The sequence below is a fragment of the Nocardia farcinica genome (assembly GCF_001182745.1).
In the GTDB taxonomy this organism is placed as follows: Bacteria; Actinomycetota; Actinomycetes; order Mycobacteriales; family Mycobacteriaceae; genus Nocardia; species Nocardia farcinica.
Genome location: NZ_LN868938.1, coordinates 1,092,916 through 1,119,640, shown reverse-complemented (window position 1 = coordinate 1,119,640; position 26,725 = coordinate 1,092,916). Strand labels below are relative to the sequence as shown.

Genomic DNA, 26,725 nt, shown 5'->3' with positions numbered 1-26,725 from the left:
TCGACCAGGGGTGTCGGTGATCTCCCGGCACCGGCACTGCAGCAACGCTGCCAGCAGCGTCAACTGCACTCGCCGCGGATGATCACGCGGATGCGACGGTGACTCCACCGCCGCGCGTCCGCGCCAGCCGGTCACGACCTTCGGCGCGATATCGGCGAACACCGCCGCCGGGACCCCGACCTCACGGACCGCTTCCAGCTTCGCGATCTCGGTCAGCATCGTATTCAAGCTGACGTTTCCCGGGTCCGACCGATCGACGCCAGCACCGCGCTACGCCCTCCAACTCGCCATCCTCTGAATCAACCGGGGCAACCAGTGTCACCAGCTTCGCGACCACCTCGGTCGGCAACCGCGACGACACCCGGTCGAACAGCAGCTCCTCACCCCGGCTCGACCCGGACCGCACGATCCGGCCCGCCGTAGGGGCTTCAGCTTCCATCGTCGGCACTCGGCCAGGAGATGCTCACGCACTCGTTCCGGACTCCGCTCGGCCTGGGTGACGTGATCGACCAGCCACCATGTCAACGCGTCTGCGTCGGCGACGCTGCACTCCCGAAAACCCAGCGCCCGCCGGATCCGGGCACGGTGGTACTCGATCGTACGGCCCGACCAGTCGGAGAACGCGATGTCGGTCCGCTCCACTCCCACCTGACGCGCCATGTACGCGACCGCGTTGTCCGAGATCTCGGCCCGCCCCCCGGGGGGGGAACGGCCATGCTCAGTGTAGAACCTCAGCAAGATCGCGAACCCCAACCGCGTCGCACCCCGCTTACCGCCCACCAGGTCGAGCTCATCACCGGGTAGTGGTTTCGGCCTGGATGGCCGTGCGCATGACGGTGGCGGCCCGCACGGGTGGCCGGTCGGTGAGGCGGGTGAGTCCAGCCAGGCCGACGCCGAGCATCAGCAGTCGTCCGGCGGCGGCGCTGGCGTGGCCGGGGTCGGGGTGGGTGGCGGCCAGGACGGTGGCGAGGACGTCGGTGAGACGGGCGAGGGTGTCGAGGTAGGCGGCGGCGACGGCGGGGCGCAGCTGGGCGTGGGCGCCTGCTTCGGCCCAGCGGGCCAGGGCGCGGCCGTCGCCGTCGGTGTCCTCGACGAGGTCGGCGAAGAACAGGGTGAGTGCGGCGTGCGTGTCGAGTCCCGTGGCGGCCTGTTCGTAGGACTCGATTTCGGCGGTGGCGTAGTGCCGCCAGCCTTCGGCGGCGAGTTCGTCGGTGGAGGCGAAGTGGTGGTGGATCTGGCCCGGGGAGCCGCCGAGTTCTTCGGCGACGGCGCGGGCGGTGACCGCGCCGAGGCCCGCGCGGGCCACCACCGCGGCCGCGGCGCCCACGATGGAGCGGCGGCGTTGCGCGCGTGTCAGGTATGCCATCACCGTCTCCGGGTCGTGGGTCGGCGGGTGTCGGTGATCGAGCATAGGAAGGCGGCGGTGCGGGCGCGCAGGCCCTCCCGGCGGGCGGCGATGATGTCGGCGGCGGGTGGGTCGTGGGGGCCGGTGGGTGGCGGGGTCGTGACGGTGGTGTGGCAGTCGAGGTCGGTGCACAGGTGCAGGCCGCGGGTGCTGAGTCGGTGGCGTTTGTCCTTGGCGGGGCGGCGCGCGGTGAACAGGGAGACCTCGTTGAAGCGGCGGGTGGCGCGGCACAGGTCGCACATGAGGGCGCGGGAGGCCAGGGCGGGTTGGCTGGGGCATTGGCGCAGCAGTGCGCCGAGTGCGGTGCCGTCGATGTCGGTGACGAGGTAGGCGCGGACGGGGGCGCGGGGGTCGCGCCAGGCCAGGTAGTCGATGCGGTCCCAGGTGACCTCGTCGAACCAGGTGGGCAGGCGCACCCGTTCGCCGGGGTCGGTGTTGGCGATGGCGGCGCGGACCTCGTCTCTGGTCAGGGGGCGCATGGTGGCTCCGATCCGAAGTTGTACATGGATACAATTTGTACCACGGTACAACTTCGGATCGGCCCCACCCCGTGCGCCTTCCGGCCTCAGGCCGGCTCGACGGACGCGAGTGCCTGCCGCTCGCCAGGCACACCGTCGGCATCGATCCGGCGGCGCGGCAACAGCAGGGCAGGCACCAGCGCGAGACCCATCAGCACCGGGGCGAGCAGGTAGGCGTCGTGGAAGGTCTCGGCCAGGGCCGGGGCGAGGGCGGCCCGCGCGGCCGGGTCGAGCCGGTGCAGCGCCTGCAGGCCGCCGTCGAGCGGCAGCAGCGCCGACAGCACCACCGACGCCAGCGCCGTGCCGATCGCCATCGCGGTGGTGCTGACCATGTTCACCGTGGTGGTGCCCGAGGACTGCTGCTCGGGCGGGAGGGCACGGGTGGCGGTGGTGAGCGCGGGCATGATCGTGCCTCCCCCACCCGCGCCCATCAACAGCATGGCCGCGCACAGCCCCCAGTAGGAGGCGTCGGCGTCGAGTTGGGCACGGAACAGCAGGAATCCGGCCACACCCACCCCGATGGAGACCGGCAGGTAGCGGCCCGGCGGTATCCGGTCGATGAGCCTGCCCGCCACCTGCATGGTCAGCCCCGAGGCCAGCGCGAACGGGATACCGAGCGCGCCCGCCATCGTCGCGGTCTCCCCGCGCGCGAGCTGGAAGTACAACGGCTGCAACAGCATCGAGCCGAAGTACCCGGCGGCGAACAACCCGACCAGCGCCGCCGCGGCACCGATGACGGGGTTGCGCAGCACCCGCAGGTCCAGCAGCGGCTCGGGCGCGGTCAGGCCGCGGTGCACGAACGCCGCGACCAGGCCCGCGCCCGCCAGCAGCGGCGTGAGCACCGCGGGCGAGGCGAAGCCGCCCCGTTCGGTGGCGGCGGTGACGGCGTAGATCACCAGCGCCAGTCCCGGGGACATCAGCAGCAGCCCGACCACGTCGAGGCGGCGGCGCGGCTCGGGCAGGTCGGCCGGGAACACCCGGCTCGCCAGCACCAGCACCAGCGCGGCCACCGGCACGTTCACCAGGAACATCCACCGCCACGACACCTCGTCGATCAGGTAGCCGCCCAACACCGGTCCGGCGAGCGGGCCGACCAGGATCGCCAGACCCAGCGTGCTCATCAGCCGGCCGAGCCGCTCGGGGGTGGCCGCACGCACGAGGATGGTCATGCCGACGGGCATCAGCAATCCCCCGCCCACCCCCTGCGCGACCCGGAAGGCGATGAGCGAGCCGATGTTCCACGCCAGTCCGGCCAGCAGGGAGCCCAGCGCGAAGGCCACCACCGCGGTCAGGTAGAGGCGTTTGGCGCCGAAGCGGCCCATCGCCCACGCCGAGGCGGGCACCACCGCGCCGAGCGCGAGGGCGTAGCCGGTGGTGACCCATTGCACGGTGGCCAGTGGGACGTCGAAGTCGGCGGAGAGCCGGTTGACGGCGACGTTGACGATGGTCTGGTCCAGGGTGGCCATGATCGAGCCGACCATCAGGACCAGCGCGACCGTCATCGGCGCCCGGGGACGCACCGGCGCGCTCATGCGACGTAGGGGCGGGTCGCGCGGGCGGCGCGCAGCGCTTCGGCCCACCAGACGAGTTGGTCGAGCAGGGTTTTCGCGGCGAGTTCGGCGCCCTCGCCCGCCTGCAGCGCGCCGGTGTCGTCGCGGGCCGTCCACGGGTCGTGGAAGCTCACGGTGTCGCGCACGGTGACGGTGTGCAGTTCGGCGAAGACCGCGCGCAGATGTTCGACGGCCCGCAGCCCGCCGGAGCGTCCGCCGTAGCTGACGAACGCGACCGGCTTGGCCCGCCACTGGGCGCTGTGCAGGTCGATGAGGTTCTTCAGCCCACCCGGGTAGCTGTGGTTGTACTCGGGGGTGACGACGACGAAGGCGTCGGCGGCGGCCAGGGTGGCGCCGATGTCGGCCAGCGCCGGTGCGGGGGCGCCGAAGGTGTGCGGCAGGTCGGCGGCGGCGACATCGACGACGACGGGCGCCAGTTCCGGGCGGGTGCGGACGTGGTCGAGGAACCAGTCGGCGACGGTGGGGCCGAAGCGGCCCGCCCTGGTGCTGGCGACGATGACGGCGAGCGTCAACGGGGTGGGATGCGGTGTGGGCACGGTGTCCTCCGGATGTCTCGGCGATCGCCGGCGATCGGCGTCGGAGTCCACCGTGCTTCCTCAACCAATGTTGAGGTCAAGTGGTGGCGGCGACCACCGCTTCGATCGTCTCGCGCAGCACATGCACGCCGGGTTCCTCGAGCGGGAAGTGTCCGCAGTTCGCCAACAGCACCGCACGATGCTCGGCGGCGATCCGGTCGAGGAAGCGCAGGCTGAGTTCGGGCGGGGTCCAGCGGTCGGCGGCCGGATGCACCAGCGTCACCGGGGCGGCGGTGTAGTGCTGCGGGCGGGTGTGTTCGAACGTGAAGTAGTCGGCGAGGAATCCCAGCGGGACGCGGATTCCGCCGCCGCGCGGGTCGGTGGCGCAGGCCCGGGAGACGGCGGGATCGGCGCTCATGTTCGCCATGTCGGCCAGCCAGCGGATCGGCACCCGCAGCCGGGCGGCCGGACCGAGCGCGCCGAGCAGGCTGGGGGCGGCGGCCCCGGTCCACGACCAGCGGGCCGCGGCGCGGCGGGCGGCCGGGTCGGCGGGGTCGAGCAGGCAGGTCGCCAGCACGTGCGCGACACGGCCGCTGCGCGCGGCCGCCTCGTAGGCGAGCAGGCCGCCGATGCTGGCGCCGAACAGGATCAGCGGCCGCGGATCGGCGTCGGTCTCGGCGCGGACCAGGTCGGTGAGCAGGTCGACCCAGTCGCGGTAGCGCACCCCGCGCGGGTCGGGTTCGCGGGTGTCGCCGTAGAGCGGCAGATCGACCGCGGCCGCGTCCATCCCGGCGCGGGCGGCCAGCGCGGCGAACGGCCAGACGAGTCCGGCGTGCCCGCCCGCCCCGTGCACGGCCAGGATCCGGGCGCTTGCCTCGGGGCGGGTGGCGCGGGCGATGTGTACCTGCCTGCCGCGCCAGGGCCACCAGGTGGGCTCGGGAGCGGCGAGTGGTTCCCCGCGCAGGGACGGGGGGAGGAAGGCGGCGTAGGTCGAAAAGTCCACGCCGCGAGCGTGCGGCCGGAATCGGGGCCGCACAACTCGCGTTCGAGGGCGTCCGCTCCCCCGTCGTCACCGGCCGCCACCTGCGCGAACGGTCCCGGGGCCGGGCCGGTGCGCCAGGCTGCTCAGATTTGCGCGGTGCGCGCGCGGCCGGTGGCGCTCACCAGTGCCGCCGCGGCCGCCGCCGCGCCGCCGATCAGCAGCGATGCGGTGACCCCGAGCCGGTCGGCGAGGACACCGCCGAGGAAGGCGCCCGCGGCGATGGCACCGTTGAACACCCCGACGAACAGGGCCGAGGACGCCTCCCGGTGGTCGGGAGCGGCGGCGAAGACCCAGTTCTGGGCGGTCACCGACACACCGCCGTAGGCCAGGCCCCACACCGCGATCAGGGCGGCGGCCGTCGGCACGGCCGTGCCGAGCAGCGGGGTCAGTGTCGCGGCGGCGGCCAGGATGGCGGCCAGGACCCGCAGGGTCGTGCGCGGGGCCCGCGCCGCCCTGGCGCCGGCGGTGAAATTGCCCGCCACGCCCGCGATGCCGAACAGCAGCAGCACGGTACCGACGGTGGCGGGGCCGGCGCCGGTGAGCTGCTCGAGCGCGGGGCGGATGTAGGTGTAGGCGGCGAAATGACCGGTCACCAGCAGCGCCACCGCGATCAGTCCGGTGCGCAGTGCCGGAAGGCGCAGCAGCCCCAGCGACTCGACGAATCCGGTGACGCGGACCGGCGGCAGCGGTGGCAGCAGGATCGCGGCCGCGACCAGGAGCAGCACGCCCACCGCCACGGCCGCCAGGAACGCCGCCCGCCACCCCATCAGCGCGCCCGCGTAGGTGCCCGCGGGGATGCCGAGCACCGAGGCGACCGCGACACCGCTGAACACCAGCGTCGTCGCGCGCGCGGCCTGGGACTCGGGCACCAGCCGCACGGCCGTGCCCGCCGCGATCGACCACACCCCGCCCATCCCGATGCCGACCAGCACCCGCGCGGCCACCATGACCGCGAAGCCGGGCGCCAGCGCCGCGGCGAGATTGCCGACGGTCAGCACCGTCAACAGCACCGCCCACACGGTCTTCCGGTCGACGCGCCCCAGGGCCGGGGTCAGCAGCGGCGCCGCGACCGCGGCCACCAGCCCGGTGATGGTGAGGGTGAGCCCGCCGACGCCCTCGCTGACCCGCAGGTCGGCACTCATCGGCGTCAGCAGGCCGACCGGCAGCATTTCGGAGGTCACGACGGTGAAGGTGGCGCCGGTGACGGCGGCGACGCCGAGCCAGCCGCGGACCGGACGGCCGGTGTCCGGGGGTGTCTGTCGAAGGTCTGTCATGGTGTCCAGCCAAGGCAGCCGCGGGCGCGGGAACAACGACGAAGCTCTCACGGTTCGATGAGCTGAACTCATCGTCGGAGGTCAGGAAGGGGAACGCCCGGTGAGCGGTGTCGAACCACGGGAACTGGAGGCGTTTCTCGCCCTCGCCGACGAACTGCACTTCGGTCGCGCCGCCGCCCGCCTCTACCTGTCCCAGAGCCGGGTGAGCCAGCTGCTGCGCGCGCTCGAGCAGCGTATCGGCGGGCGGCTGGTGGAACGCACCAGCCGAACCGTGCGGCTCACGCCGTTGGGCGCGGAGTTCGCCGCGCAGCTGCGGCCCGCCTATGCCGCGCTGCGGTCGGTGCTCGAGGCCGCGCGGGCCGCCGCGGGCGGCGTGGACGGGGTGCTGCGGCTGGGCTTCCAGGGCGCCTCCGACGAGCACCTGATGCGGGCGGTGGAACGGTTCGCGACCCGATACCCGGGCTGCCGGCTGGAATTGACCGAGATCCCGCTCGCGGACCCGTTCGGCGCACTGCGGCGCGGCGAGATCGATCTGGCGGTGGTGCTGCTGCCGATGGGCGAACGCGACCTGGTGCTGGGCCCGGTGTTCGACGGGCAGCAGCAGATGCTGGCGCTGCCGTCCGGGCATCGGCTGGCCGGGCGCGAGGCCGTGACCGCGGAGGAACTCGCCGGCTGCCCGCTGGTCGGACTCCGCGGTCCCGCACCGGACTACTGGCGGCTCGCTCAAGCCCCCGATCGCACCCCCAGCGGGCGCACCATACCGGCCGGCCCGGCGGTGGCGACCCTCGAGGAAGGACTGGCCACGGTCGCCGCCGGCACGGCGGCGATGCTGCTGTGCCATCCGACGGCGGAATCGCATCGCCGTCGGGCGGTCAGCTTCGTCCCGGTCCGCGGCCTGCCGGTGTCGCGGCTGGGCCTGGTGTGGCGGCGCGAGCACGAAACGGCGCGGGTGCGCGCGTTTTCCGAGACGCTGGCCCTGGTCCTCGGCCACCAGCCGCCCGACGCCACCGACTTGCCTGCGGGATCGCGCGCCGCGGCGCCCCGCGTCTGCGGCATCGGGGCGCCGGTGCGGGCCTGACCCCCGATGTGATAGATGCCAATCGAACAGCTATCACGCGGGGGCGCCCGGCGGTGACTCAGATCGGGCAGCCCGATTCGTTCGACGGCACGGCGAAGGTGTCGAGCGCGTATTTGCGGTGCGCGCGCACCAGCTTCTCGTACTGGAGCCGGTTGTAGGCCAGCGGAGCCAGCAGCAACCGATCGGGCAGGAACCGCCACGCCGTCTGCAACACCCGCACGTACACCGCGAATTCGATGTCGTGCCTGCGCTTCAGGTCGAAACCGACCAGCCGCCGCACCCCGGGATGCATCGCCTGGGCCGAGCACACCTGGATGACGTGGCCCACCAGCGGCCGGATCAGCAACCACAACGGCAGCAGCACCGCGCGCACCACCGGCGAGATCCCCAGCGTCGGCAGCGGCAACCGGGTCAGCTTGGCGAACTCCTGCACCAGGAAGGGATTGGTGGCCAGTTCGTGTTCGACCATGTCGTCGTAGTACCGCCGTGCCGCCGCCAGGTCCGCGGGCAGCTTGCCCGACTTCGAGGCCAGCTCCAGCTCGGCGAAGGTTTCGCGCATCATCTGATAGGCCGCCTCCTGCTCCGCGGGCCGCAGCTCGATGCCGGTGCAGTAGGTGAAGGTGTTCAGCGGCACGAACATGCCGCTCACCCCGATCCACACCCAGGTCTTGGGGTTCAGCGCGCTGTAGCGCACGTCGCGATAGGCGCCCTTGCCGTGTCCGTGCACGTCGCGGTGACGTTCCTTGAGCCATTCCGCTTCGGCCTTGCGATCGACCGGGTCGCCCCACAGCGCGAGGATGCCCGAGGCGCCGCTGCGCACACCGCGGTCGGCGAAGTTGGCGGCGAAGCGGCCGCTGCGATCCACCGCCGCCGCGACCGGGACCAGCGCGACCTGATCGAAGGCCGACGCGACGAACACGCCGGTGAGCACGCTGGCGGTGTGCTTGCGGAATTCGGCGAGCACTTCGGGACGGACCCGATCCGCGGTCGCGGATCCGCCGGGGGCGGTGTCGGTTTCGGAAACAACGGGCAACGCTGCGTTCGTTGTCATGGCGCACCTCTGCAGGGCCGTCGTCCAGTTCTGCCGGGACAGCACTGGACGGTCAGTGATAGATTAATACCGTTCAGACTATCATTCCGGTAGGCCGCACGCGAGACCCGCGACCCGCCGGAGATGGGACGGTGCGCGGTGTCGACACAGGTGGCCGGCAGGTCCGGCGGTAGGCTCAGGCCGGTGAGCGCCCATCCCGAGGACCCGAGCAGCGCCTACCCCGCCGCCGTCGGCGAGAGCGCCCGCCCCGTCTCGGCACGCACCCGCACCGGCGAGCACCACAGCGACGGCGAGAACCACAGCACCGCCACCGAATTCCTCGCCGCCGCCGGGACGACCTGGGCCGACCTGGCCGCACTCGATGCCCGCTCACGCCGCATCGTCGACGCCGCCCGCGACTGCTTCGCCGAAGTCGGCTTCGAGGAGACCACCATGGTCCGCATCGCCGAACTCGCCGGCGTCGGCGTGGCCACGGTCTATCGGCGGTTCGGCACCAAATCGGCGCTCGTGCGCTACGCGCTGATGGCCGAATCCCAACGCGTCGGGCTGATCATGGCCGAGGCGGTGCGGCGTTCGGCCGGACCGGTCAGCGCCCTGGCGGAGATGTTCGCCGCCTTCGTCAGCGAGGCCCGCGCGCCCCGGCTGCTCACCCGCAGCCTGCGGGTCTCCTCCGCGGCGGGCGAACTGACCAGCTTCCTCACCGGCGACGAGTTCATCGAACAGGGCCGCGCCCTGGTCGCCCGGTTCCTCTCGCACTGGCAACGGCGCGGTGAACTCGGCGATTTCGACACCGACGTGGTCGCCGAACTGTTCGTCCGGCTGACCATGTCGTTCATCTCCAACCCGCGCGGGGTGCTGCCGCTGGACGACGCCGCGGCGGCCCGGCAGTTCGCCCGCCGCTTCCTGGCACCGCTGCTGTTCCCGCACCCCGGCGGCCGGTGACCTACACCTGCTTGGGCCGCACCTTGTAGGCGGCCGACTTCAGCTCCCGCTCCTTCATCTTCAGGATGCTCCGATGGTGTTTGCGGGCGTGGTAGGCGATCGGGAAGTAGGTCAGCCGTTCGGGCAACACCCGGTAGGCCAGCCGGATCCAGGCATAGATCTGTTCGAGGGTGCGCTGCTCCTGCGGCGACCAGTCCACCCCGATCATCGCCCGCAACCGGGGATCGAGCAGGCCCACGATCGACAGGTAGGTGAAACGCAGCACCGGCCTGGCCATTGTGCGCGCGATCTGCCTGCGCGGGAACGGCATCGCCCGCAACTGCTCGCTGTCCCCGGCGCGCATCAGCGCGAACTCGGTGCGCATCGCCTCGTCGGCGCGCAGCACCTCGTTCACCATGCGCTCGTAGTAGGCGTCGAACTCCGCGCGGGTCTGCGGATAGCCCTTCATCGGCACCTGCAGGATCTTGGCGATGCGGATGTTGTCGGCCAGCAGCTCGTCGAGTTCGGTGGCGGTGAACTCACGCCCGATCAACAGCGGGCCTGCCTTGGCGGTGGTGACGTAGGCGGTGGCGATCACCCACTGGTAGGCGTCGGCGTTCAACGCACCGATGCGCTTGCCGTCGCTGCCGCGCATCGTCAGCGGTTCGTGCAGCGAGCGCAACCGCCTGCCTTCCTGCACCGCCTCCAGACCGCCGTAGGTCCAGCGCAGCACCGAGTCCACCGAGCGGATCGCGCGCCCGCCCGGGTCGGTACGCGCCACCGAATAGCGGTCGGTCACTTCGCGGATCACCGGGTGCATGCCCTGCATGGCGAACGCCGCGCCTTCCAGGATGAGGTAGGTCCAGTGGCCCACCATCTCCGCGGTGAGCGAATCCGGCGCGACCAGTTCGATGGGCTCGGCGTCCTCGCCCACCCACACCCGCGGCGCGGGCGCGGGGGTCCGGGCGGTGCTCGCGCGGGGGATGCGCGGCACGGACTTGTCGGCGGCAGTGGTCATGGCGTGCTCCTTCGAGAAGGGGTCAGCGCGGCGCGGGAGTCGCGTCCGCGGAAGGGACCGGAAGGTCGGGCGCGACGCCGCCGACGTCGGTGATGGTCCAGTCGGCGGCGCGGTTGAGGGTGACGGTGTAGGCGGCGGTGGCGACCACGCCCTCGGGCGTCTGGCTGCTGCGCGAGGTCATGTCGACGAACACCTGCACCACGTACAGGTCGCCGTCGCGGCGCTGCACGGTCGCGGCCAGCGGCTCGGCGGTGGCCGAATAGTCCACCTGCCGCAGCCACGGGCCCACCACGTCCACGGCGGCGGACAGTTTGGCCGCCAACTGTTCGGTGACACCGCGCCGCAACGCCGAGCGCCACGCCTCGAGGTCGCCGGACTGCACCTGCGAGACCCCCAGCGCGTAGTCGGCGGCGACCCGCTGCGCGGCGGCGTCGGTGTCGAGCTGGGCGCGCAGGGCGGCGAGTTCGCCGGCGGCATCGTCGGTCCGCCAGGCCAGCACCGCCGCGGCGGCGACGAGCAGCGCGACGGCGGCGACGAGCAGCGCGACGGCGGCGACGACGGCCGACAGGGTCGGACGGCGCACCGCGCGCAGGACGGACAGCGCGCGCTCGGTCCGGCGCTCCGTGCCGGGTTCGGCTGTGCCAGCGGTCTTTTCGTCGGCGCACGCGGTGCCCGGCGCATCGCCCGAGCCGCTGCGCACCGGGTCGTGCTCAGCCTCTTGCACCGCCCCGATAGCCGCGGTGCCCGTGACCGCGGTGTCCTGGGCGGTGGGCTGGGCCGGTTCCGCCGCGCCACCTGCCTCGGCGTCGACCGCAGCGGTGTCCAGCGCCGCCGGCTGGGCACGTTCGGACGCACCGCCTCCCTCGCTGCCACCCGCAGTGGTGCCCTGCGCAGTCGGCCGGTCCGGTCCCGCCACCCCGCCTGCACCCGCCTGGACCGCACTGTCCTGGGCGGTGGACCGGACCGATCCGGCCACCCCACCCGCCTCGGCGCTACCCGCAGCGATGCCCGGCGCGGTGGGCTGGGCCGGTTCGGCTGCCGCACGCGCCTCGGCGCCGCCCGCAGCCATGTCCTGTGCGGCGGGCTGGGCCGATTCGGCCACCCCACCCGCCTCGCCGCCGCCCACAGCGATGCCCGGCGCGGTGGGCTGGGCCGGTTCGGCCGCTGCGTGTGCGGGCGCCACCGCGTCGGGGGCCGGGGCGGCGGTGGCGTTCTCCGCGATGTCGTTCTCCGCGGTGTCGCGGTGGCGGATCTCGGTGGGGCTCATGGTGGTCCTTGGTCGACGGGGGGTTGGAGCGTGATGCGCAGGTGGTCGCCGGGCAGTGCGGTCATGGCCTGATCGAGCAGGGTGGCCAGGTCGAGTGCGCCAAGGGCGGGGCCGGTGGCGGTGGTGACCGGTCGCAGGGCGACGCCGAGCGCACCGAGTTCGGGGGCGAGGCGGGCCAGGAAGTCGACGAAGCGTTGCTGTTCCTCGCGCCAGGAGCCGAGGACTTCGCGGCCGCGCAACAGCGCCGAACCCTCGAACAGGAACTCGTAGGAGACGCCGAGGGTGTCACCGAAGGCGTCCAGCTGCGGTGGGGCGGCGGTGAGCACCGGCTTCATCCAGTCCACGTCGGGCAGCAGCGCCATCAGGTTGCGCAGCACCGCCTCGAGCGAGGGCTGGTGCACCGCCAGGGTGCGGGCGAGCACGTCGGCGGCGCGGGCCAGCGCGGGCGCGGTGGTGTCCGCGTGTTCGACGGCGGCGGTGAAGGTCTCCAGCAGCCGGACCACGGTGTCGGTGTCGGTCTGGCTCAGCAACGTCGAGGACGTGGCCAGCAGTTCGGGCACCGAGGTGGGTGCGGTGACGGTGCCCCTGAGCTCGTCACCGTCGGCGAGAACGGCACCGCCGTCGGCGAATACCGTACCGCCGTCGGCGGATTCGTCCGCGGAGTCGGTGTCGGCGGGCAGGAAGGCGAACACCGGCTCGCCGAGCGCCGAGAGGGTCTCCACGGCCATGGCCGCGTCGGCCGGGATGCGGTGGGCGCGATCGTAGGAGAGCCGGATCTCGACGCCGCCGGGCACGCTGTCGACCGCTTCGACCGTGCCGATGTCCACACCCCGGTACACCACGCTCGCTCCCGGCGTCAGCCCGGCCGCGTGGTCCATCCGGACGCTGACGTGGTTGTGCCGCACCGTCGGATCGATGCGCAGCACACCGAGGGCGAGATAGCCGACGCCGAGCACGGTCACCAGGATCAGGACCAGGGCGGAGTAGCGGGCGGGGATGCGGGTCACGGCAGCACTCCGATCAGCCGCAGCAGGATCAGCGCGTCCACCTCACCGCTCGGGCTGCCGGTGACCCCGATGCGGCGCACGTTCAGGGCGGGCGCCCCCAGGAACGGCACCACCTTGCCGGTCATCAGCTCCGACAGCCGCGCACCGTTGCCCGCCCAGGTGCTGGCGTCGGGGCTCGGTTCGCGCAGCAGCGTGGCCGCCTTCTCCAGCGCCTCGTTGATGTGCGGCAGGCGCGGGATCAGCCAGTCCAGCCCGGTGGTGAGGGTGTTGACGTCGATGACGACATTGAGCACGGCGGTCATGAACTGCGGCACCCGGTCCAGGCGGCGGCGCGCGGTCTCGGAGAACAGGAACCCCACCTCCTCGCGCATCCGGTGCAGCCGTGCGCTCACCGCGTCGGTGGCGGCGATCATGCGGTCCAGGTCGGGCAGGTGCTCGACGGTGGCCGCCAGGTCGGTGCCCAGTTGCGCGGCCAGGGAGCTGGTCTCGGCGGGGTCCGCCGGCATCATCGCGACCAGCTGTTCGAGCGCGTCCTGGGTGCGGGTGGCGCTGCCGCCGTTGACGAAGGCCGCCATGCGCTCGAGGATCTGTTCGATCTGGGGCCCGGTCTCGGTGTCGCGCAGCGGGATCCGGTCGCCGTCGCGCAGCAGGTCGGTGCCGGGGTGGGGCGGGGGCAGCAGCGCGATGTAGATGTCGCCGAGGACGGTGGTCTGCCGCAGTTCGGCGCGGGTGCCGACAGGCAGCCCGACCTCGGCGCGGATGTCGAGGTCGGCCAGGGCGGCGTGGCCGTCCAACCGGATCTGCTCGACCGCGCCGACCTCGGCGCCGTTGCTGCGCACCGTCGCCCCCGCGGGCAGGCTCAGCAGCGATTCGAATTCGACCACGAGCCGGTAGTGCGCGCCGCGTACCCCGGTGCCGGGCAGGGTGTGATCGCTGGGGTCGAACCCGCACCCGACCACCACCAGCGCCAGTGCCAGCACCCCGATCCGCCACCGGCGGGCACCGCGCCCGGCCTCGGATGGCGCGAACACCCTCATCGCGCACCTCCCACACCCGCCAGCACGGCCAGCGGCACGGGCACCCGGGCGGCCTGCGCGCCGACCGCCTCGCACAGCGCGGGGTCGGGCGCCGGGCACAGCGCGGGCGAGCGGTACTCGACGGCGAGTCCCCCGCCGCCGTCGATCATGCGCTGCAGCATGGTGATCACCCCCGGAATGGTGGCCAGCAGGTCCTGGGCGGATTCGGCTTCGGTGCGCGCCAGCGTGACCAGCGGCACCGACTGTTCGAGCGCGTCCATCAGGTACGGGAAGTGGTGGTTGAAGGCGCGGTCGAGGGGCCCGAGCGCGGCGGCGAGCTTGCCGACGAGGATCTTGACGATCACCAGCGTGCGTTCGAGCAGTTCCAGACCGGGGCCGAAGGTGATCATCGAGGTTTTGATGTCGGCCCACTCGGCGGTGACGAACCGGCTCAGTTCGGCCGAATTGTCCAGCAGTGCACCGAGTTCGGCGCCGAAGACCTCCGGCGCGGCCAGCAGGTGCGACAGCGAGCGCAGCTGCTGGTCCAGTTCGGGGCCGAGGCCGCTCAGTTCCCGATCGGCTCCGGCGAGCAGCGCGCTCAGCGGGGTGGTGCCGTCGGCGGCGGGGCGGGTGAGGTCCTCGGCGATGCGGGAGAACGAGCCCAGCGCCTCGGCGACGCCGACCGGGGTGCGGGTGCGGTCGGTGGGCAGGCAGCCCTCGGCGGGCAGTTCGGCGCCGGGGCCGTCGCTGTCGACGAGTTCGACGCGGCGGTCGGTGAGCAGCGAGGCGTTCACCACCGTGGCGACGGTGTGCTCGGACAGGCGCCGCCGTTCGACGGTCATCTCCACCCGCACGTGCCCGCCCTCGGGCACGATCGCGTGCACCCGGCCGACGGTGACGCCGCGGACGGTGACCGGGGCGTCGGCGTAGAGGCCGAAGGTGGTGTCGAACAGGGCGCACAGCGCGCGGGTGGGGGTGCGTTCGAGGCGCACCGCGGCCACCGCGGTGACCAGCGCCGCCACCGCGGCGAGCACGAGCAGGGCGGGCAGCGCCCGGGTCCGGTGGGCGCGCATCAGCACCCCGCTCCCGGCACCGGCAGGCACACGTCGGGCCGGTGCACCGTCAGGCCGCTCTGGTCGATGAGCGCCCGGCCCTGCGGCCCGGCCAGCGCGGCGAGCTGTTCGAGGGTGCCGCGCAGTTCGGCGAGCACACCGTCGATGGTGGCGAGCAGTTCGCGGCCCAGATCGGCGCTCTGCTCGAGCGGGAAGAACAGCGGTTCCAGGCTCTCGGCGTAGGGGCCGGCGAGAAAGTCGAACAGCAGGCCGACGACCGCGGTCATCTTGTCGGCGAAGATCTGCACCTCGGTGCGGGCGGCCACGATCTGCGGGCCGAGCACCGCGTAGGCGCGGATCACCTCGGCGGCGAGTACCTCGTTGGCGCGGGCGGTGGCCAGGTATTCGTTGGACAGCTCGAGTAGGCCCTGCACCTGGTCGCGTTGTTCAGCCAGTGCGCCGACCACCTGCCCGAGCGCCGAGACGGCCTCGCGGACCGCACCGGGGGCACCGGTCACCGCGCGGGCGGCGGCGTCGAGGGTGGTGCGCAGCGCCTGGGTGTCGACTTCGTCGGCGACCGCGGCGCCCTGTTCCACCAGGTCCCCGACGACGAACGGCAGCCGGGCTCGTGCGGCCGGGATCGGTTCGCGCAGCGGCGCGTCCCCGGAGGGCAGTAGTGCCACATACAGTCCGCCGACCGGGGTGAGCATCCGGATGTCGGCCGCGGTGCGGTCGCCGAGATGCCGGTCGGCGTCGACGGTGAAGCTCACCTCGACCTGCCCCTCCCCCAGTCGCACTGCCGTCACGCGCCCGACCGGCACGCCGGCGATCCGGACGCCGTCGCCGACGCCGAGCCCGCCGGTCTCGGGCAGCAGCATGCGGTGGGTGTGGCTGCCGGGCGGATGGGTGTAGAGCGCCGCGACCGCGCCGAAGGCCAGCGCGAGCACCACCACGCTCACCAGCGCCCACACCGTCTGCGCGCGGGGTGCGACCTCCTCGCCGCCCAGCGTGGGCAGCCTGCGTGCTCGATCGCCCATCATCGGCTCCCCTCGCACACGGTCAGGTGCCTGCCCTGGACCAGGACGGCGGCGGCCACCGGCGGGGTGAGTGTGCCGTCGGCGCAGCGGTTCCGTGGCTCCGATCGCGGGATGAGCGCGGTCAGCGAGGCCAGCAGGCCCGGCAGCGCGGTCAGCGAGCGCACGGCCGCGGTGGTGTCGGGAATGGCTTGGCGGATGCGTTCGGTCATGGCGTCGGAGCTGTCGCGGGCGCCGAGCAGCAGCCGGCCCAGGGCGTCGGCCGAGCGCACGATCTCGCTCATCTCCACCGAGCCCTTCTCCATCAGGCTCAGGAACTCCTCCATCCGGCTGGCCACCGGCATGAAGATCGAGTGGAACACCCGCAGGATGTTCTCCAGGTTCGCCGAGCGGCCGCGCAGTTTCTGCGCCAGGCCGTCGAGATTGGTGACGATGGTGGCGATGACGGCGGTGCGGTCCTCGGCGTAGGAGGCCAGCGCGCCCAGATCGCGCAGCAGCGGGGTGAGGTCGCTGCCGGTGCCCTCGATCATCGCGACCAGGTTTCGGGCGAACCGGTTGTACACCTGCGGGTCGGCCTCGCGCAGCAGCGGGCGCAGGCCGTTGAACACGGTGGTGATGTCGAAGGAGTCGATGGTGTCGCGCACCGGTGCGGCCGGGTCCAGCGGTGCGCCGGGGGTCTCGGCGGGCAGCACCGCGAGGTAGCGCTGGCCGGTGAGGTTCTGGAAGCGGATGGCCAGCCGGTCGCCCGCGCGCAGCCGGTGCTCGGTGCGCAGGGTGAACCGGACCAGGGCGCGGTGCTCGTCGGTGAGCGAGATGCCGGTGATCTTGCCGACCTGCACTCCGCGCACCCGCACGTCGGCGTCGTCCTGCAACCCGAACACGTCACCGAATTCGGCGTGGTAGACCAGGGTTTCGCCGCCGACCGGGCGGGTGATGGCGGCGACGACGAGCAGCAGGATCGCGATCACGACGGCCAGCAGGCCCAGCAGGCGGACGGCGGCGGCGCGCGGTGTTCTCATCGGTGCGCCCCCGCGGTGGCCGCCAGCGGCAGCGCGAACGCCGGCATCGCCGCGATCAGTACCTCCACGTCGAGCACGACGCCGTCGCCGTCGCCGTGCAGGGCGCCGTCGAGGCGGTCGGTGAGGGCGCCGACCTGCGCCGGGGTCACCCCGCGCACGGCCTGGTTCAGCGGGATCAGCGTGTCCAGCAGCATGTCGACGGCGTCGGAGGTGGGGCCGAGCGCGCCGACGAGTTGCCCGGCGAAGGCGAACACCAGGTTGGAGACCTCGGAGATGGTGTCGGAGGCCTGGCCGATGTGGACGTCGTCGTCGAGCTCCTCGACCGAGGCCAGGGCGGTGAGGATGCCCAGCGCCGAGGGAGTGAACGCGGCCGCGCCCTCGGTGGCGTCGGCGACCGCTGGCAGCGCCTGCGCGAGCGGGACGCGTTCGACGCGCTGCCAGGTGCGCGCGACCAGCAGCGCCGCGCCGAGCAGCGGCGCACCGGCTTCGGTGAGGTCGGCCGCGTCCTCCAGCGCCGCGGCCAGCCGCGGGGTGAGCACTTCGGTGACCGCGCGGCCGGATTCGCGCAGGATGCCGGTGACGGTGAAGTTGTCCACCCGGTCGCCGACGTCGAGGACCATGCCTTCGCTCAGCGGCTGCCCGCCGGGCATCGGCACCAGCTCCAGGGCGGTGGAGCCGAACAGGTTGGCCGAGACGAAGCGGGTCTGCATCGCGGTGCTCAGCTCGGCCAGCCGCGGCGCTTCGATGCCGATGGAGACCCGCCGCCGGTCCACGCCCAGCGGCGCGACCGCCACGACCGCGCCGACGGTGCGTCCGCGCAGCCGGACCGGGGTGTCCACCCCGACTCCGTCGCCGAGAGTGGCCGCGACCAGGTCGAACCCGGCCTGCCCGGCCCGATCGGGTGGCACGCTGCGCCACACCGCGCCGGTGAGCAGGATCAGCGCGGCCAGCAGCACCAGTCCGCGCAGCCGCAGCCCGGTCCGGCCCGGTCCGCGCTCGGAGAACATCGACGCCCGGCTCATCGTCGCCTCACCCCCCGAATCCGATCTCGGTGTCGAAGCCCCACATCGCGATGGTCAGCACCATGTCGGCGGTGGCGATCAGCACCAGGCTCGCGCGGATCGCGCGCCCGGACGCCACCCCCACGCCCTCGGGCCCGCCGGTGGCGTAGAAGCCCTGATAGGCGTGCACCCCGGTGACGATCACCACGAAGATCACCACCTTGACCAGGGAGTAGACCAGGTCGCGCGGTTCGACGAACATCTGGAAGTAGTGCTCGAAGGAGCCCGCCGCTTCCCCGTGCACGGCGGTCACGGTCAGCTTCGTGGTGAGGAAGCCCAGCGCCAGCGCGATCAGGTAGGTGGGCACCACGGTGAGGACCGCGGCCAGCAGCCGGGTCGACACCACGTACGGGATCGGGTCGATGGCCTGGGCTTCGAGCGCGTCGATCTCCTCGGCGATGCGCATGGCGCCGATCTCGGCGGTCATCCGGCATCCGGCCTGGGCGGCGAAGCCGACCGCGGCGATGAGGGGGCGAGTTCGCGGGGGTTGGCCAGCGCCGACATCGCCCCCGCCAGCGGACCCATGCCGAGGGTGTCCAGGGCGGTGATGCCGACCAACCCGATCATCGCCCCGGCGACCACGCCCATCACCACCAGCACCGGAGCGACGCCCCCGCCGACGATCACCGCGCGGCCGTTGCCCCACGCCAGATCGGTGAACACCGCGACGACCTGCGCGCGGTAGCGGCGCAGCGCCCAGCCCGCCCCGGCCACCGCGGCGATGCCGAAACGCAGCTGGAAACCCAGTTCCTCCAACGGGTCCCAGGCCCGTTGGGTGCGCAGTGTCCAGCGCAGGCCGGGTGGACGGTAGGGCGAGGGGCGGGTGGTCCACTGTCCCCCGGGCGCGGCGCTCACAACAACCCCATCGGGACGAACAGCAGCACGATCTGGGTGATGATCAGATTCACCACCAGGCAGGCGAGCAGGCCCAGCACCACCGCGGCGTTCACGCAGTCGGCCACGCCCTTCGGCCCGCCCTGCGCCTGCAACCCCCGCTGGCTGGCGATCACCGCCACCAGGTAGCCGAACACCGCCGACTTGCCCAGGCAGATCACCAGGTCGGTGACACTGGCGAAGCTGCCGAAGGACAGCCAGTACGAGCCGGGTGCCACGCCCTGGCCGACCGAGGCCACCAGGAAGCTGGCCAGGATGCTCATCAGGATCACCAGCACCGCCAGCATCGGCGCCACCGCGGTCATCGCCACCACGCGCGGGGCGACCAGGCGGCGATGCGGGTCGATGCCCATCGTGCGCAGTGCGTCGATCTCCTCGCGGATGGTGCGCGCGCCCAGGTCGGAGGCGATCGCCGAGGCGCCCGCGCCGCCGACCAGCAGTGCCGCCGCCAACGGCGCGATCTGCTGCATGACGCCCATGCCGCCCACCGCGCCGGCCATCGAGCCCGCGCCGACGTTCTCGGTGAGACTGCCGACCTGCACGGCTATCACCACGCCCATCGGCAGCGAGATCAGGATCGCCGGCAGCAGGGACACCGAGGCGAAGAACCACGCCTGCACCACCGCTTCCCGCAGCGGGAACCGGCCCGCCGCCAGGTCGGTGGCCGCGAGGACGGTGGCACGCACCCCGAGGCGCACCGTGCGGCCGAAAGTGCGGACCGCGGACAGGATTCGCCCGCGCAGGACCAGCACCGCACTCGCGCGCTGCTCGTCCGTGCTGTCCGGCGGCCACACTGCCGCCGGCGCGTACTCACCCGACACGTCCACTCCTGCCGCTGCGTCCGCCCCACCGCGCGCGTCACCGCACACCGGGGAGCCGATCGGGGGAAGGTTCGAACTTTGATAGTTCGATGTGGGGCAGACTATCAATCCATAGGCCGCCTCGGAGGTGATTCGGCACGAATGATCGCCGTCGACCGGTCAAGGACTCACGACACGCCCCGACACGCGGGCGCCGATCACCGATCCGGGCAGCGCGGCCGGTTTCCGCGCCGCCACAGCGGGCATTCCCGAGGAGCCGATCGGTGGCGCCGAATTCCATATCGCCGGACGCGCCGCCCGCATCGTCAGGCGGAAGCTTCCCCGACGAGCCCGTGTTCGCGCTACCCTAAGTAACACTTATTGGCTCTGAATGGAGGTCCCGTGCCCAGCACCACGCACGCGGCGATCGAGCAACTCACCGCCCAGGGCACCGAAGGCGGTGGGGCGGCGCTGGATCAGGTAGCGATCATGACCGGATCGGCCGGCGTCATCGCGCTGGTGCTGCTCTGGGTCGGCTACCTGCACCGCACCCGTCGCATCAGCTGGCTACAGACCCTCGCCGACCGGCTCGGCGGCTGGTTCAACCGGCCCGGCTGGGTGGCCCTGCCCATCGCGATGTTCCTGGCCACCATCCTCACCGCGCTGCTCGGCTTCATCTGGGATGTCAGCCTGCACGTCGGCAACGGCAGAGACGAAGGGCCGCTGGCCAACCCGGCCCACTACTTCATCCTGGCCGGGCTGTTCTTCCTGTTCACCGCGGGCATGCTGGCCATGGTCCTGCCGCGCGACGAGAAGCCCGGCGCCGCGGCCGTGCGGATCACCCGCACCTGGTACGCGCCCGTGGGCGGCATCCTCATCGCGGGCGCGGGCCTGTACGCGCTGATCGGCTTCCCCCTCGACGACATCTGGCACCGCATCTTCGGCCAGGACGTCACCCTCTGGGGCCCGACCCACCTGATGCTCATCGGCGGGGCCGGGCTGTCGCTGGTCGGTGTGCTGCTGCTGGAATTCGAGGGCAGCCGCAACAAGCCCGACCCCGACCGGCCCGACGGCAGGCTGCTGTGGTTCATGCGGGCGTTCGCCTTCGGCGGCCTCATCATCGGCCTGTCGGTGTTCCAGGTCGAATACGACTTCGGCGTCGAACAGTTCCGCCTGGTGCTGCAGCCCATGCTCATCGTCGCCGCCGCCACCATCACCCTGGTCGCCGCGCGCATCACCCTGGGCACCGGCAGCACCCTGGTGGTCGTGGCGTTCGCGACCCTGGTGCGCGGCGTGGTCGCCTTCCTCGTCGCCGGTCCGCTGATCGAGGCACCGCGCAACGTCTTCCCGCTCTACCTCGGTTCCGCCGTCGTGGTCGAGGTGCTGGCGCTGCTGCCGTGGCAGCGGTGGCGGCTGTGGTGGGGCGCGCTGGCCGGACTCGTGGTGGCCACCTTCGGCCTGTGGCTCGAATCCCGCTGGGTGGACGCGGTCTTCGCCGACCCGTGGCCGGGCCGGATGTGGCCGGAACTGCTGGCGATGGCGGTGCCCGTCGGCATCGCCGGCGGCGTGGTCGGGGTGCTGCTGGGCACCGTCCTGCGCGGCGAACGGCTCCCGCGCCCGCCGGTGCGGCGCGGCCTGATCGTGGCCGCGGTGCTCGTGGTCGCCGCGGCCACCGCCAACGGACTGATGATCCGCGTCCCCGAGAACGCGAGCGCCACCGTCGCGCTGCGCGACGCCGAGCCCGTCGACGGCGGGCGCATGGTCGTCGCCGACGTCCGGCTGCACCCCGCCGACCTGGTCGGCGCGGACCCCGAATGGGTGCAGATCCTGTCCTGGCAGGGCGGCGTCGGCGCCGACAGTCCCGGCCGCGGCCTGGTCATCGACCACCTGACCCGTGTCGGTGAGGGCCACTACCGCTCCACCGAACCCGTGCCCGCGCACGGCAGTTGGAAGACGGTGCTGCGGGTGCACGACGGGCGCACCTTCACCGCGCTGCCGATCTTCATGCCCGAGGACCCGGGCATCGGCGCCACGGAGGTGCCCGCCGAGGCCGAATTCGAGCGGCCGTTCGTCGCCGAGATCACGGTGCTGCAACGGGAGCGGTCCTTCGACCACCCGGCCTGGCTGTTCGGCGCGGCCTCGCTGGTGGTGCTGGCGTGCAGCCTGGCGCTGATCGCCGCACTGTCCTGGGGCGCGGCGCGCATCAACGACCGGTACCAGACCGGCAGCCGCGCCGACACGACCGAACCGGTGCCCACCCGATGACCTCCGGGCAACCCGGCCTCGACCTGCTCGCCGACCACTCGGTGCTGCTGGCGATCCCCGCCTTCCTGCCCGCGCTGGCCGTGGTGGCCTTCATCGTGACCATCGCGGTGCGCGACCGGCGCGCCGAGGAACGCGAGAAGGCCGCCGCCGGAACCGATACCGCCGACTCCGAGACAGCCCGTCCCGACCCGCCCGAGGAGAACCGATGACCCGACCGCTCGGTTACGCCGCGCTCGTCGCGCTCACCGCCGCCGCGCTCACCGCCTGCGGTTCCGACGAGCCCACCGCACCCCGCGCCGAGGACTTCGCCTCCGCCTCCACCGCGGCGAGCAACCCGGCCGAGGACGCGGTCGTCATCGACGTGCGGATCGCGGGCGGCACCGTCACTCCGACCAACGCCCAGGCCGAGGCGAAGGTCGGCCGGCCCATCACCCTCGTCGTCGACAGCGACGCCGAGGACGAACTGCACGTCCACGCCAGCCCCGAGCACACCTTCCCGGTGCGCGTGGGCGCCGGTCAACGGTTCACCTTCACCGTCGACGTCCCGGGCCGGGTCGAGGTCGAACTGCACGACGCGGGCCGCACGGTGACGACCCTGCTCGTGCGCCCGTGACGCTGCTCGCCCACGGGATCGGCGGCGCCGCGGACCTGCCGATCCCGTCGACCTACGCCCTGATCGGTGGTGCCTGGGCGCTGACCTTCTCCTTCGCCGTCATCGCCGTCGCCTGGCGCGAGCCACGGCTGGACCCGGACTCACCCGGTCGCGCACTGCCCGCGCCACTGCGCGCACTGTGCGACTCGCGTGCGCTGCGGACGGTGCTGGGCGTGCTCGCGGTGGCCGCGGTACTGCTGACCCTGGCGATCGGGTTCTTCGGAGACCGCGACCCGGCGCGCAACGCCGCACCGGGCATCGTCTACATCTACCTGTGGGTCGGGGTGCCGGTGGTGTCGCTGGTCCTCGGGCCGGTGTGGAAGATCGTCTCTCCGGTGCGGGCGCTGCACCGGCTGTGGTGCCGGATCAGCGGCCGCGACCCCGACCACGGACTGCTGCGCTACCGCGAGTCGTGGGGATTCCGGCCCGCGGCGCTCGGGCTGTTCTCGTTCGTGTGGCTCGAATTGGCTTCTCCCGACCCGGGTTCGGTGCCGGCGGTCACCGGGTGGCTGCTGGCGTATCTGGTGATCGGCACGGTGGGGCTGATGCTGTTCGGCACCGTGTGGGCCGAGCGCGCCGACCCGTTCGAGGTCTACAGCAGCCTGTTGGGGCGGCTCAGCCCCCTGGCCCGCCGCACCGACGGCACCCCGATCCTGCGCAGTCCGCTCGACTCGCTCGCGGGCACCCCCGCGCTGGCCGGATCGGTCGCGGTCGCGGCGACCCTGCTCGGCTCGACCGCCTTCGACAGCTTCACCACCTTCCCGGTGTGGCGCAATCTCGTCGACGACCTGGGCGGCGGGTCGGCCGCGACCGCCACCCTGGTGCGCACCGCCGGGTTGCTCGCCTTCGTCGTGATCGTCGGCGCCCTGTTCACCGCCGCGGCCCAGGCCACCGGCGGCCTCACCCGCGCCGAGCGGTCCCGGCTGCCGATCCGGCTGGCGCACAGCCTCACTCCGGTGATCGCCGGGTACGTGGTGGCCCACTACCTCACCTTCCTGGTGGAGAAGGGCCAGGCGACACTGCTGCTGCTGGCCGACCCGTTCGGCCGCGGCTGGGCGCTGCTCGGGGACGCCCAGGTGGCCTACGTGCTGTCCACCCACCCGGCGGTGCTGGGCTCGATCAAGGTGCTCGCCGTGCTGACCGGGCACATCCTCGGCGTCACCGCCGCCCACGACATGTGCCTGCGGCTGCTGCCCCGCGCGCACCGGCTCACCGGGCAGCTCGCCCTCATGCTGGTGATGGTCGGCTTCACCTTCCTCGGCCTGTACCTGCTCTTCGAGAGCTGACGCCACTCAGCACAAGCGGTAGCGGCTGGTGGGCACGACGTCGAGGTCGCGATCGGCGCCGAAGGTGGCCACGCTGGCCATCATCGCCTCGATCCGCCTGCCCAGTTCGGCCGGGTCGCCGCCGCTGCCGTAGAAGGCGTGCGGGTCGTGCAGCGCCTCGATCGGGAACAGTTCCTCCACCACGGCGGCGATCTCGGGAGCGTCGGCGGTCACCCGCTCGAGCACCCGGTGCTGCACGTACCCGAACGTGGCCTGGGTGGCGATGGCGACCTCGGTGTGCGCGCCGCGCCAGCGCGCCAGCCATTCGTCGTAGGCCAGCTCGGCGGGCCTGCGCAGGAACGCGACGTTGGTCACGCCCGGCGCGCGGACGCCGACCGGGGTGGTCGGCGGCGGCAACGGCGCGGTCGTCTCCACCCGCCACCCCGCCACCCGCTCGGCCCGGCCCGCCAGCACGGCCGACACCGCCGCGGCGGTGTCGGGCTCGGCCACCAGCGACAGCACCGCCTCGACCGGCGTCTCGAAGGTGGTGAGCCGCAACATCGCCGCGGCCACGGCGTCGTCGGCGACGTCGAGGATCACCTCGCGCGCGCCCGCGCCGGTCAGCTCGTCGACCCATGCCGGATCGCGCGGGTCGGGCACGCCCCACAGGGCGAAGATCAGGCGGTCGGCAGCCACCACACACCACCTTGGAACAGGTTTCAGTTCTGCCGAGTGTAAGGGCCCGCGCGGCGAACGACGAAGGGCCCCGGACGAATCCGGGGCCCTTCGCGTCAGGGGGTGCTCAGCTGGTGCGCGCCTTTTCCAGCTCGACGCCGTCGCGTTCCTCCGGCGCGGCGGGCACGCCGGTGCGCATCGGATCCTGCGCGGGGTCGATGTCGATCGTGCGGCGCAGCGGCCGGTTGGGCAGCACCGCCGCCGCGAGCAGCGCCACGAAGGTCGCCACCGCCGCGATCAGGAAGATCCGCCCCGTCGCGTCACCGTAGGACGCGCGGATGACATCGAGCACCGGCGCGGGCAGCCCGCTCAGATCCAGGTTGCTGCCGCCTTCGCCGCTGGGCCGGATGCCCAGGCGGGCGAAGCCCTCCGCCGACAGCTCGCTCACCCGCGTCGCCAGCACCGATCCCAGCACCGACACACCGATCGCGCCGCCGAAGGTCCGGAAGAAGGCGACGCTGCTCGAGGCCGCGCCGATGTTCTGCACGCTCACCGTGTTCTGCACGGCCAGCACCAGGTTCTGCATCATCATGCCCATGCCGAGGCCGATCACGGTGATGTAGATCCCGACCAGCCACAGGTTGGTGGCGTGGTCGATGGTCGCCAGCAGCGAGAAGCCGACCACCATCAACGCCGCGCCGCTCACCACGAAGCTCTTCCACTTGCCGAAGCGGGTGATCATCTGGCCGGAGACGACCGAGGCGACCAGCATGCCGGCGACCATCGGAATGGTCAGCACACCGGCGATGGTCGGCGAGTAGGCCCGCGAGGTCTGGAAGTACTGCCCGAGGAAGGTGGTGGCGCCGAACATGCCGACACCGACCGCGATGGAGGCGATGATCGCCAGCCCGGTGGTGCGTTCGGTGACGATCTTCAGCGGGATGATCGGCGCCTTGGCCCGCGCCTCGACCCACACCGTCGCCGCCAGCAGCAGCACACCGCCGCCGACGTAGAGCACCGACTCGCGCGAGACCCAGTCGTAGTAGCCGGCCTTGCCCGCGAACGACACCCAGATCAGCAGCACCGACACGCCCGCGGTCAGCAGGACCGCGCCCAGCCAGTCGATCGAGACGTCGTCCTTGCGCTCGGTGGGCAGCCGCAGCGTGCGCTGCAACAGGAACAACGCGATCACCGCCAGCGGCACGCACACGAAGAAGCACCAGCGCCAGCCCAGCGGACTGTCGACGATCACGCCGCCCAGGATCGGGCCGCCCGACATCGAGACCGCCATCACCGCGCCCATCAGACCGGAATAGCGGCCGCGTTCGCGCGGGGCGACGATCGAGCCGATGATCGCGACCACCAGTGCGGTGAGCCCGCCCATGCCGATGCCCTGCACGACCCGCGCGGCGAGCAGCACGTCGACGCTGTGGGCGACGCCGGCCAGGATCGAGCCCGCCACGAAGATGACGATCGACAGCTGCACCAGCAGCTTCTTGTTGAACAGGTCCGCGAGCTTGCCCCAGATCGGCGTCGAGGCGGCGTTCGCCAGCAACGCCGTGGTGATGACCCACGCGTAGGCGGTCTGCGAGCCCTGCAGGTCACCGATGATGGTCGGCAGGGCGGTGGCCACGATCGTGGTGCTGAGCAGCGCGGTGAACAGCGCGGCCAGCAGACCCGTCATCGCCTCCAGGACCTCGCGGTGGGTCATGGCATCGGGATCGGGTCGCGTGCCCGTCTCGACTGAACTAGACATCCGTTCCCTGACTTTCGTTCGACACCGGCTTCCGCTCGCCCGCGACGCTGCGATGCGCGTTGTCGGCCAGTGAGTTCCTGAGCTTGCGCACTGCCGTGCACGCCCGTTCCGCTTCTTCCTCGCTCCAATCCGAGAGCACCGACTGCAGGCCCTCGGCCCGCGAGACCCGGATGCGCTCGAGCAGCGCCCGTCCCGCGTCGGTGACTTCGATGAGGGTCGCGCGCCCATCGCTGGGGTCGGCCGTGCGGCTGACGTAGCCGGCCGCGACCAGGTCGGTCACATGCCTGCTCAGCGCGGAGGGGCTGATGCAGATGGAGACCGCCAGATCGCCCTGCCGGCACGACCCCTTGGTCTCGAGCGTGCTGAGCACGCCGATCGCCCCGGGCAGCAGCGCTCCCTCGTCCGGGTGCGCGAGGGCACCGCGGATGGCCCGCCCGATCAGGTAGAGCTCCTTGATCAGGTTCTGCGCCGTTTCGGTGGACACCGGCATCGAGAGACTCCCGTGGATTGATTGGTTGCAGTAAGCAACTATATTTTAGTTGCTTGCGCTAATCAAATAGTTCATTTCG

Annotated in this window: 26 protein-coding genes and 1 pseudogene; 6 read left to right on the top strand and 21 right to left on the bottom strand. The window is 72.4% G+C overall.

Annotated elements, in window-relative coordinates; translation table 11 throughout:
* Positions 1 to 318: 318 nt before the first annotated feature.
* The 7 genes from AMO33_RS32930 to AMO33_RS05440 all read right to left on the bottom strand — a co-directional run bounded on the left by AMO33_RS32930 (position 319) and on the right by AMO33_RS05440 (position 6,325).
* Entirely contained in the window at positions 319 to 780 is a 462-nt protein-coding gene (locus tag AMO33_RS32930) for a DUF4158 domain-containing protein (protein ID WP_076573431.1), read from the bottom strand.
* A 13-nt stretch (positions 781 to 793) separates the two neighbouring features.
* Positions 794 to 1,366: a TetR family transcriptional regulator gene (locus AMO33_RS05465; protein ID WP_261307339.1), complete on the bottom strand. Its 573-nt coding sequence runs from the start codon at positions 1,364 to 1,366 to the stop codon at positions 794 to 796.
* On the bottom strand, positions 1,366 to 1,884 hold the full coding sequence (locus AMO33_RS05460) for an FBP domain-containing protein (RefSeq protein WP_060590964.1): 519 nt from the start codon (positions 1,882 to 1,884) through the stop codon (positions 1,366 to 1,368). The genes AMO33_RS05465 and AMO33_RS05460 overlap by 1 nt, the downstream gene beginning before the upstream one ends.
* Before the next feature lie 86 nt (positions 1,885 to 1,970).
* Entirely contained in the window at positions 1,971 to 3,455 is a 1,485-nt protein-coding gene (locus tag AMO33_RS05455) for a DHA2 family efflux MFS transporter permease subunit (RefSeq protein ID WP_060590962.1), read from the bottom strand.
* Complete coding sequence (locus tag AMO33_RS05450) at positions 3,452 to 4,030, bottom strand: NADPH-dependent FMN reductase (RefSeq protein WP_060593304.1); 579 nt, start codon at positions 4,028 to 4,030, stop codon at positions 3,452 to 3,454. Before AMO33_RS05450 ends, AMO33_RS05455 begins: the two co-directional genes overlap by 4 nt.
* Positions 4,031 to 4,106: 76 nt before the next feature.
* The gene (locus AMO33_RS05445; protein ID WP_060590960.1) at positions 4,107 to 5,012 is read right to left on the bottom strand and encodes an alpha/beta hydrolase; all 906 of its coding nucleotides are present in this window, start codon (positions 5,010 to 5,012) and stop codon (positions 4,107 to 4,109) included.
* Between the two features lie 122 nt (positions 5,013 to 5,134).
* The gene (locus tag AMO33_RS05440) at positions 5,135 to 6,325 is read right to left on the bottom strand and encodes an MFS transporter (RefSeq protein ID WP_060593303.1); all 1,191 of its coding nucleotides are present in this window, start codon (positions 6,323 to 6,325) and stop codon (positions 5,135 to 5,137) included.
* Positions 6,326 to 6,425: 100 nt separating this feature from the next.
* On the opposite strand from AMO33_RS05440, the gene AMO33_RS05435 reads away from it, so the two are divergent.
* Positions 6,426 to 7,403 carry a LysR family transcriptional regulator gene (locus tag AMO33_RS05435; protein ID WP_060590958.1) on the top strand — a complete coding sequence of 326 codons (978 nt, stop codon included), beginning with the start codon at positions 6,426 to 6,428 and terminating at the stop codon, positions 7,401 to 7,403.
* 58 nt (positions 7,404 to 7,461) lie between these two features.
* Here AMO33_RS05435 and AMO33_RS05430 read toward each other — a convergent pair whose 3' ends face one another.
* The gene (locus AMO33_RS05430; RefSeq protein WP_060590956.1) at positions 7,462 to 8,454 is read right to left on the bottom strand and encodes an oxygenase MpaB family protein; all 993 of its coding nucleotides are present in this window, start codon (positions 8,452 to 8,454) and stop codon (positions 7,462 to 7,464) included.
* Positions 8,455 to 8,802: 348 nt separating this feature from the next.
* Between AMO33_RS05430 and AMO33_RS05425 the strand changes: the two genes are divergently transcribed.
* A complete protein-coding gene (locus tag AMO33_RS05425) occupies positions 8,803 to 9,396 on the top strand; it encodes a TetR/AcrR family transcriptional regulator (RefSeq protein WP_041561030.1) in 594 nt (197 codons plus the stop codon).
* A 1-nt stretch (position 9,397) separates the two neighbouring features.
* On the opposite strand, the gene AMO33_RS05420 is transcribed toward AMO33_RS05425, so the two are convergent.
* The 10 genes and pseudogenes from AMO33_RS05420 to AMO33_RS05375 form a co-directional block, all read right to left on the bottom strand.
* Positions 9,398 to 10,393 carry an oxygenase MpaB family protein gene (locus AMO33_RS05420; RefSeq protein ID WP_170916106.1) on the bottom strand — a complete coding sequence of 332 codons (996 nt, stop codon included), beginning with the start codon at positions 10,391 to 10,393 and terminating at the stop codon, positions 9,398 to 9,400.
* Positions 10,394 to 10,415: 22 nt separating this feature from the next.
* Positions 10,416 to 11,660, bottom strand: a complete 1,245-nt coding sequence (locus AMO33_RS05415) for a hypothetical protein (protein ID WP_060590954.1) — start codon at positions 11,658 to 11,660, stop codon at positions 10,416 to 10,418.
* Positions 11,657 to 12,667, bottom strand: coding sequence for an MlaD family protein (locus AMO33_RS05410; RefSeq protein WP_060590952.1), 1,011 nt, complete (start codon positions 12,665 to 12,667; stop codon positions 11,657 to 11,659). Before AMO33_RS05410 ends, AMO33_RS05415 begins: the two co-directional genes overlap by 4 nt.
* Complete coding sequence (locus AMO33_RS05405) at positions 12,664 to 13,704, bottom strand: MlaD family protein (protein ID WP_060590950.1); 1,041 nt, start codon at positions 13,702 to 13,704, stop codon at positions 12,664 to 12,666. The genes AMO33_RS05410 and AMO33_RS05405 overlap by 4 nt, the downstream gene beginning before the upstream one ends.
* The gene (locus tag AMO33_RS05400) at positions 13,701 to 14,756 is read right to left on the bottom strand and encodes an MlaD family protein (RefSeq protein WP_139337490.1); all 1,056 of its coding nucleotides are present in this window, start codon (positions 14,754 to 14,756) and stop codon (positions 13,701 to 13,703) included. Before AMO33_RS05400 ends, AMO33_RS05405 begins: the two co-directional genes overlap by 4 nt.
* On the bottom strand, positions 14,756 to 15,772 hold the full coding sequence (locus tag AMO33_RS05395; protein WP_240327435.1) for an MlaD family protein: 1,017 nt from the start codon (positions 15,770 to 15,772) through the stop codon (positions 14,756 to 14,758). Before AMO33_RS05395 ends, AMO33_RS05400 begins: the two co-directional genes overlap by 1 nt.
* Complete coding sequence (locus tag AMO33_RS05390; protein ID WP_060590944.1) at positions 15,772 to 16,788, bottom strand: MlaD family protein; 1,017 nt, start codon at positions 16,786 to 16,788, stop codon at positions 15,772 to 15,774. The genes AMO33_RS05395 and AMO33_RS05390 overlap by 1 nt, the downstream gene beginning before the upstream one ends.
* Positions 16,785 to 17,810 (bottom strand): Mce family protein, encoded by a 1,026-nt coding sequence (locus AMO33_RS05385; RefSeq protein WP_060590943.1) that lies wholly within the window; start codon positions 17,808 to 17,810, stop codon positions 16,785 to 16,787. Before AMO33_RS05385 ends, AMO33_RS05390 begins: the two co-directional genes overlap by 4 nt.
* A 7-nt stretch (positions 17,811 to 17,817) precedes the next feature.
* Positions 17,818 to 18,704 (bottom strand): annotated as a pseudogene (locus AMO33_RS05380) (ABC transporter permease).
* Positions 18,701 to 19,474 (bottom strand): MlaE family ABC transporter permease, encoded by a 774-nt coding sequence (locus AMO33_RS05375; RefSeq protein WP_060593301.1) that lies wholly within the window; start codon positions 19,472 to 19,474, stop codon positions 18,701 to 18,703. Before AMO33_RS05375 ends, AMO33_RS05380 begins: the two are co-directional and overlap by 4 nt.
* Positions 19,475 to 20,032: 558 nt before the next feature.
* Here AMO33_RS05375 and AMO33_RS05370 point away from each other — a divergent pair.
* The 4 genes from AMO33_RS05370 to AMO33_RS05355 are packed head-to-tail and all read left to right on the top strand — an operon-like array spanning position 20,033 to position 23,746.
* Entirely contained in the window at positions 20,033 to 21,808 is a 1,776-nt protein-coding gene (locus AMO33_RS05370; RefSeq protein ID WP_228786525.1) for a hypothetical protein, read from the top strand.
* Positions 21,805 to 22,017, top strand: a complete 213-nt coding sequence (locus AMO33_RS05365; protein ID WP_011209512.1) for a hypothetical protein — start codon at positions 21,805 to 21,807, stop codon at positions 22,015 to 22,017. Before AMO33_RS05370 ends, AMO33_RS05365 begins: the two co-directional genes overlap by 4 nt.
* Positions 22,014 to 22,421, top strand: coding sequence for a hypothetical protein (locus AMO33_RS05360; protein ID WP_060590941.1), 408 nt, complete (start codon positions 22,014 to 22,016; stop codon positions 22,419 to 22,421). Before AMO33_RS05365 ends, AMO33_RS05360 begins: the two co-directional genes overlap by 4 nt.
* A complete protein-coding gene (locus tag AMO33_RS05355; protein WP_060590939.1) occupies positions 22,418 to 23,746 on the top strand; it encodes a hypothetical protein in 1,329 nt (442 codons plus the stop codon). The genes AMO33_RS05360 and AMO33_RS05355 overlap by 4 nt, the downstream gene beginning before the upstream one ends.
* 6 nt (positions 23,747 to 23,752) lie before the next feature.
* On the opposite strand, the gene AMO33_RS05350 is transcribed toward AMO33_RS05355, so the two are convergent.
* The 3 genes from AMO33_RS05350 to AMO33_RS05340 form a co-directional block, all read right to left on the bottom strand.
* Positions 23,753 to 24,421, bottom strand: a complete 669-nt coding sequence (locus tag AMO33_RS05350) for a hypothetical protein (RefSeq protein ID WP_060590937.1) — start codon at positions 24,419 to 24,421, stop codon at positions 23,753 to 23,755.
* A 106-nt stretch (positions 24,422 to 24,527) separates the two neighbouring features.
* Positions 24,528 to 26,156 carry an MDR family MFS transporter gene (locus AMO33_RS05345; protein ID WP_011209516.1) on the bottom strand — a complete coding sequence of 543 codons (1,629 nt, stop codon included), beginning with the start codon at positions 26,154 to 26,156 and terminating at the stop codon, positions 24,528 to 24,530.
* Positions 26,149 to 26,646: a MarR family winged helix-turn-helix transcriptional regulator gene (locus AMO33_RS05340; RefSeq protein ID WP_011209517.1), complete on the bottom strand. Its 498-nt coding sequence runs from the start codon at positions 26,644 to 26,646 to the stop codon at positions 26,149 to 26,151. Before AMO33_RS05340 ends, AMO33_RS05345 begins: the two co-directional genes overlap by 8 nt.
* Positions 26,647 to 26,725: the final 79 nt, after the last annotated feature.

Coding starts and splice junctions, on each gene's coding strand:
- AMO33_RS05465 (WP_261307339.1), bottom strand. CDS start 1,366: ATGGCATACCTGACACGCGCGCAACGCCGCCGCTCCATCGTGGGCGCC.
- AMO33_RS05460 (WP_060590964.1), bottom strand. CDS start 1,884: ATGCGCCCCCTGACCAGAGACGAGGTCCGCGCCGCCATCGCCAACACC.
- AMO33_RS05455 (WP_060590962.1), bottom strand. CDS start 3,455: ATGAGCGCGCCGGTGCGTCCCCGGGCGCCGATGACGGTCGCGCTGGTC.
- AMO33_RS05440 (WP_060593303.1), bottom strand. CDS start 6,325: ATGACAGACCTTCGACAGACACCCCCGGACACCGGCCGTCCGGTCCGC.
- AMO33_RS05430 (WP_060590956.1), bottom strand. CDS start 8,454: ATGACAACGAACGCAGCGTTGCCCGTTGTTTCCGAAACCGACACCGCC.
- AMO33_RS05420 (WP_170916106.1), bottom strand. CDS start 10,393: ATGACCACTGCCGCCGACAAGTCCGTGCCGCGCATCCCCCGCGCGAGC.
- AMO33_RS05415 (WP_060590954.1), bottom strand. CDS start 11,660: ATGAGCCCCACCGAGATCCGCCACCGCGACACCGCGGAGAACGACATC.
- AMO33_RS05405 (WP_060590950.1), bottom strand. CDS start 13,704: ATGAGGGTGTTCGCGCCATCCGAGGCCGGGCGCGGTGCCCGCCGGTGG.
- AMO33_RS05400 (WP_139337490.1), bottom strand. CDS start 14,756: ATGCGCGCCCACCGGACCCGGGCGCTGCCCGCCCTGCTCGTGCTCGCC.
- AMO33_RS05395 (WP_240327435.1), bottom strand. CDS start 15,772: ATGGGCGATCGAGCACGCAGGCTGCCCACGCTGGGCGGCGAGGAGGTC.
- AMO33_RS05390 (WP_060590944.1), bottom strand. CDS start 16,788: ATGAGAACACCGCGCGCCGCCGCCGTCCGCCTGCTGGGCCTGCTGGCC.
- AMO33_RS05385 (WP_060590943.1), bottom strand. CDS start 17,810: ATGAGCCGGGCGTCGATGTTCTCCGAGCGCGGACCGGGCCGGACCGGG.
- AMO33_RS05370 (WP_228786525.1), top strand. CDS start 20,033: ATGACCGGATCGGCCGGCGTCATCGCGCTGGTGCTGCTCTGGGTCGGC.
- AMO33_RS05365 (WP_011209512.1), top strand. CDS start 21,805: ATGACCTCCGGGCAACCCGGCCTCGACCTGCTCGCCGACCACTCGGTG.
- AMO33_RS05360 (WP_060590941.1), top strand. CDS start 22,014: ATGACCCGACCGCTCGGTTACGCCGCGCTCGTCGCGCTCACCGCCGCC.
- AMO33_RS05345 (WP_011209516.1), bottom strand. CDS start 26,156: ATGTCTAGTTCAGTCGAGACGGGCACGCGACCCGATCCCGATGCCATG.
- AMO33_RS05340 (WP_011209517.1), bottom strand. CDS start 26,646: ATGCCGGTGTCCACCGAAACGGCGCAGAACCTGATCAAGGAGCTCTAC.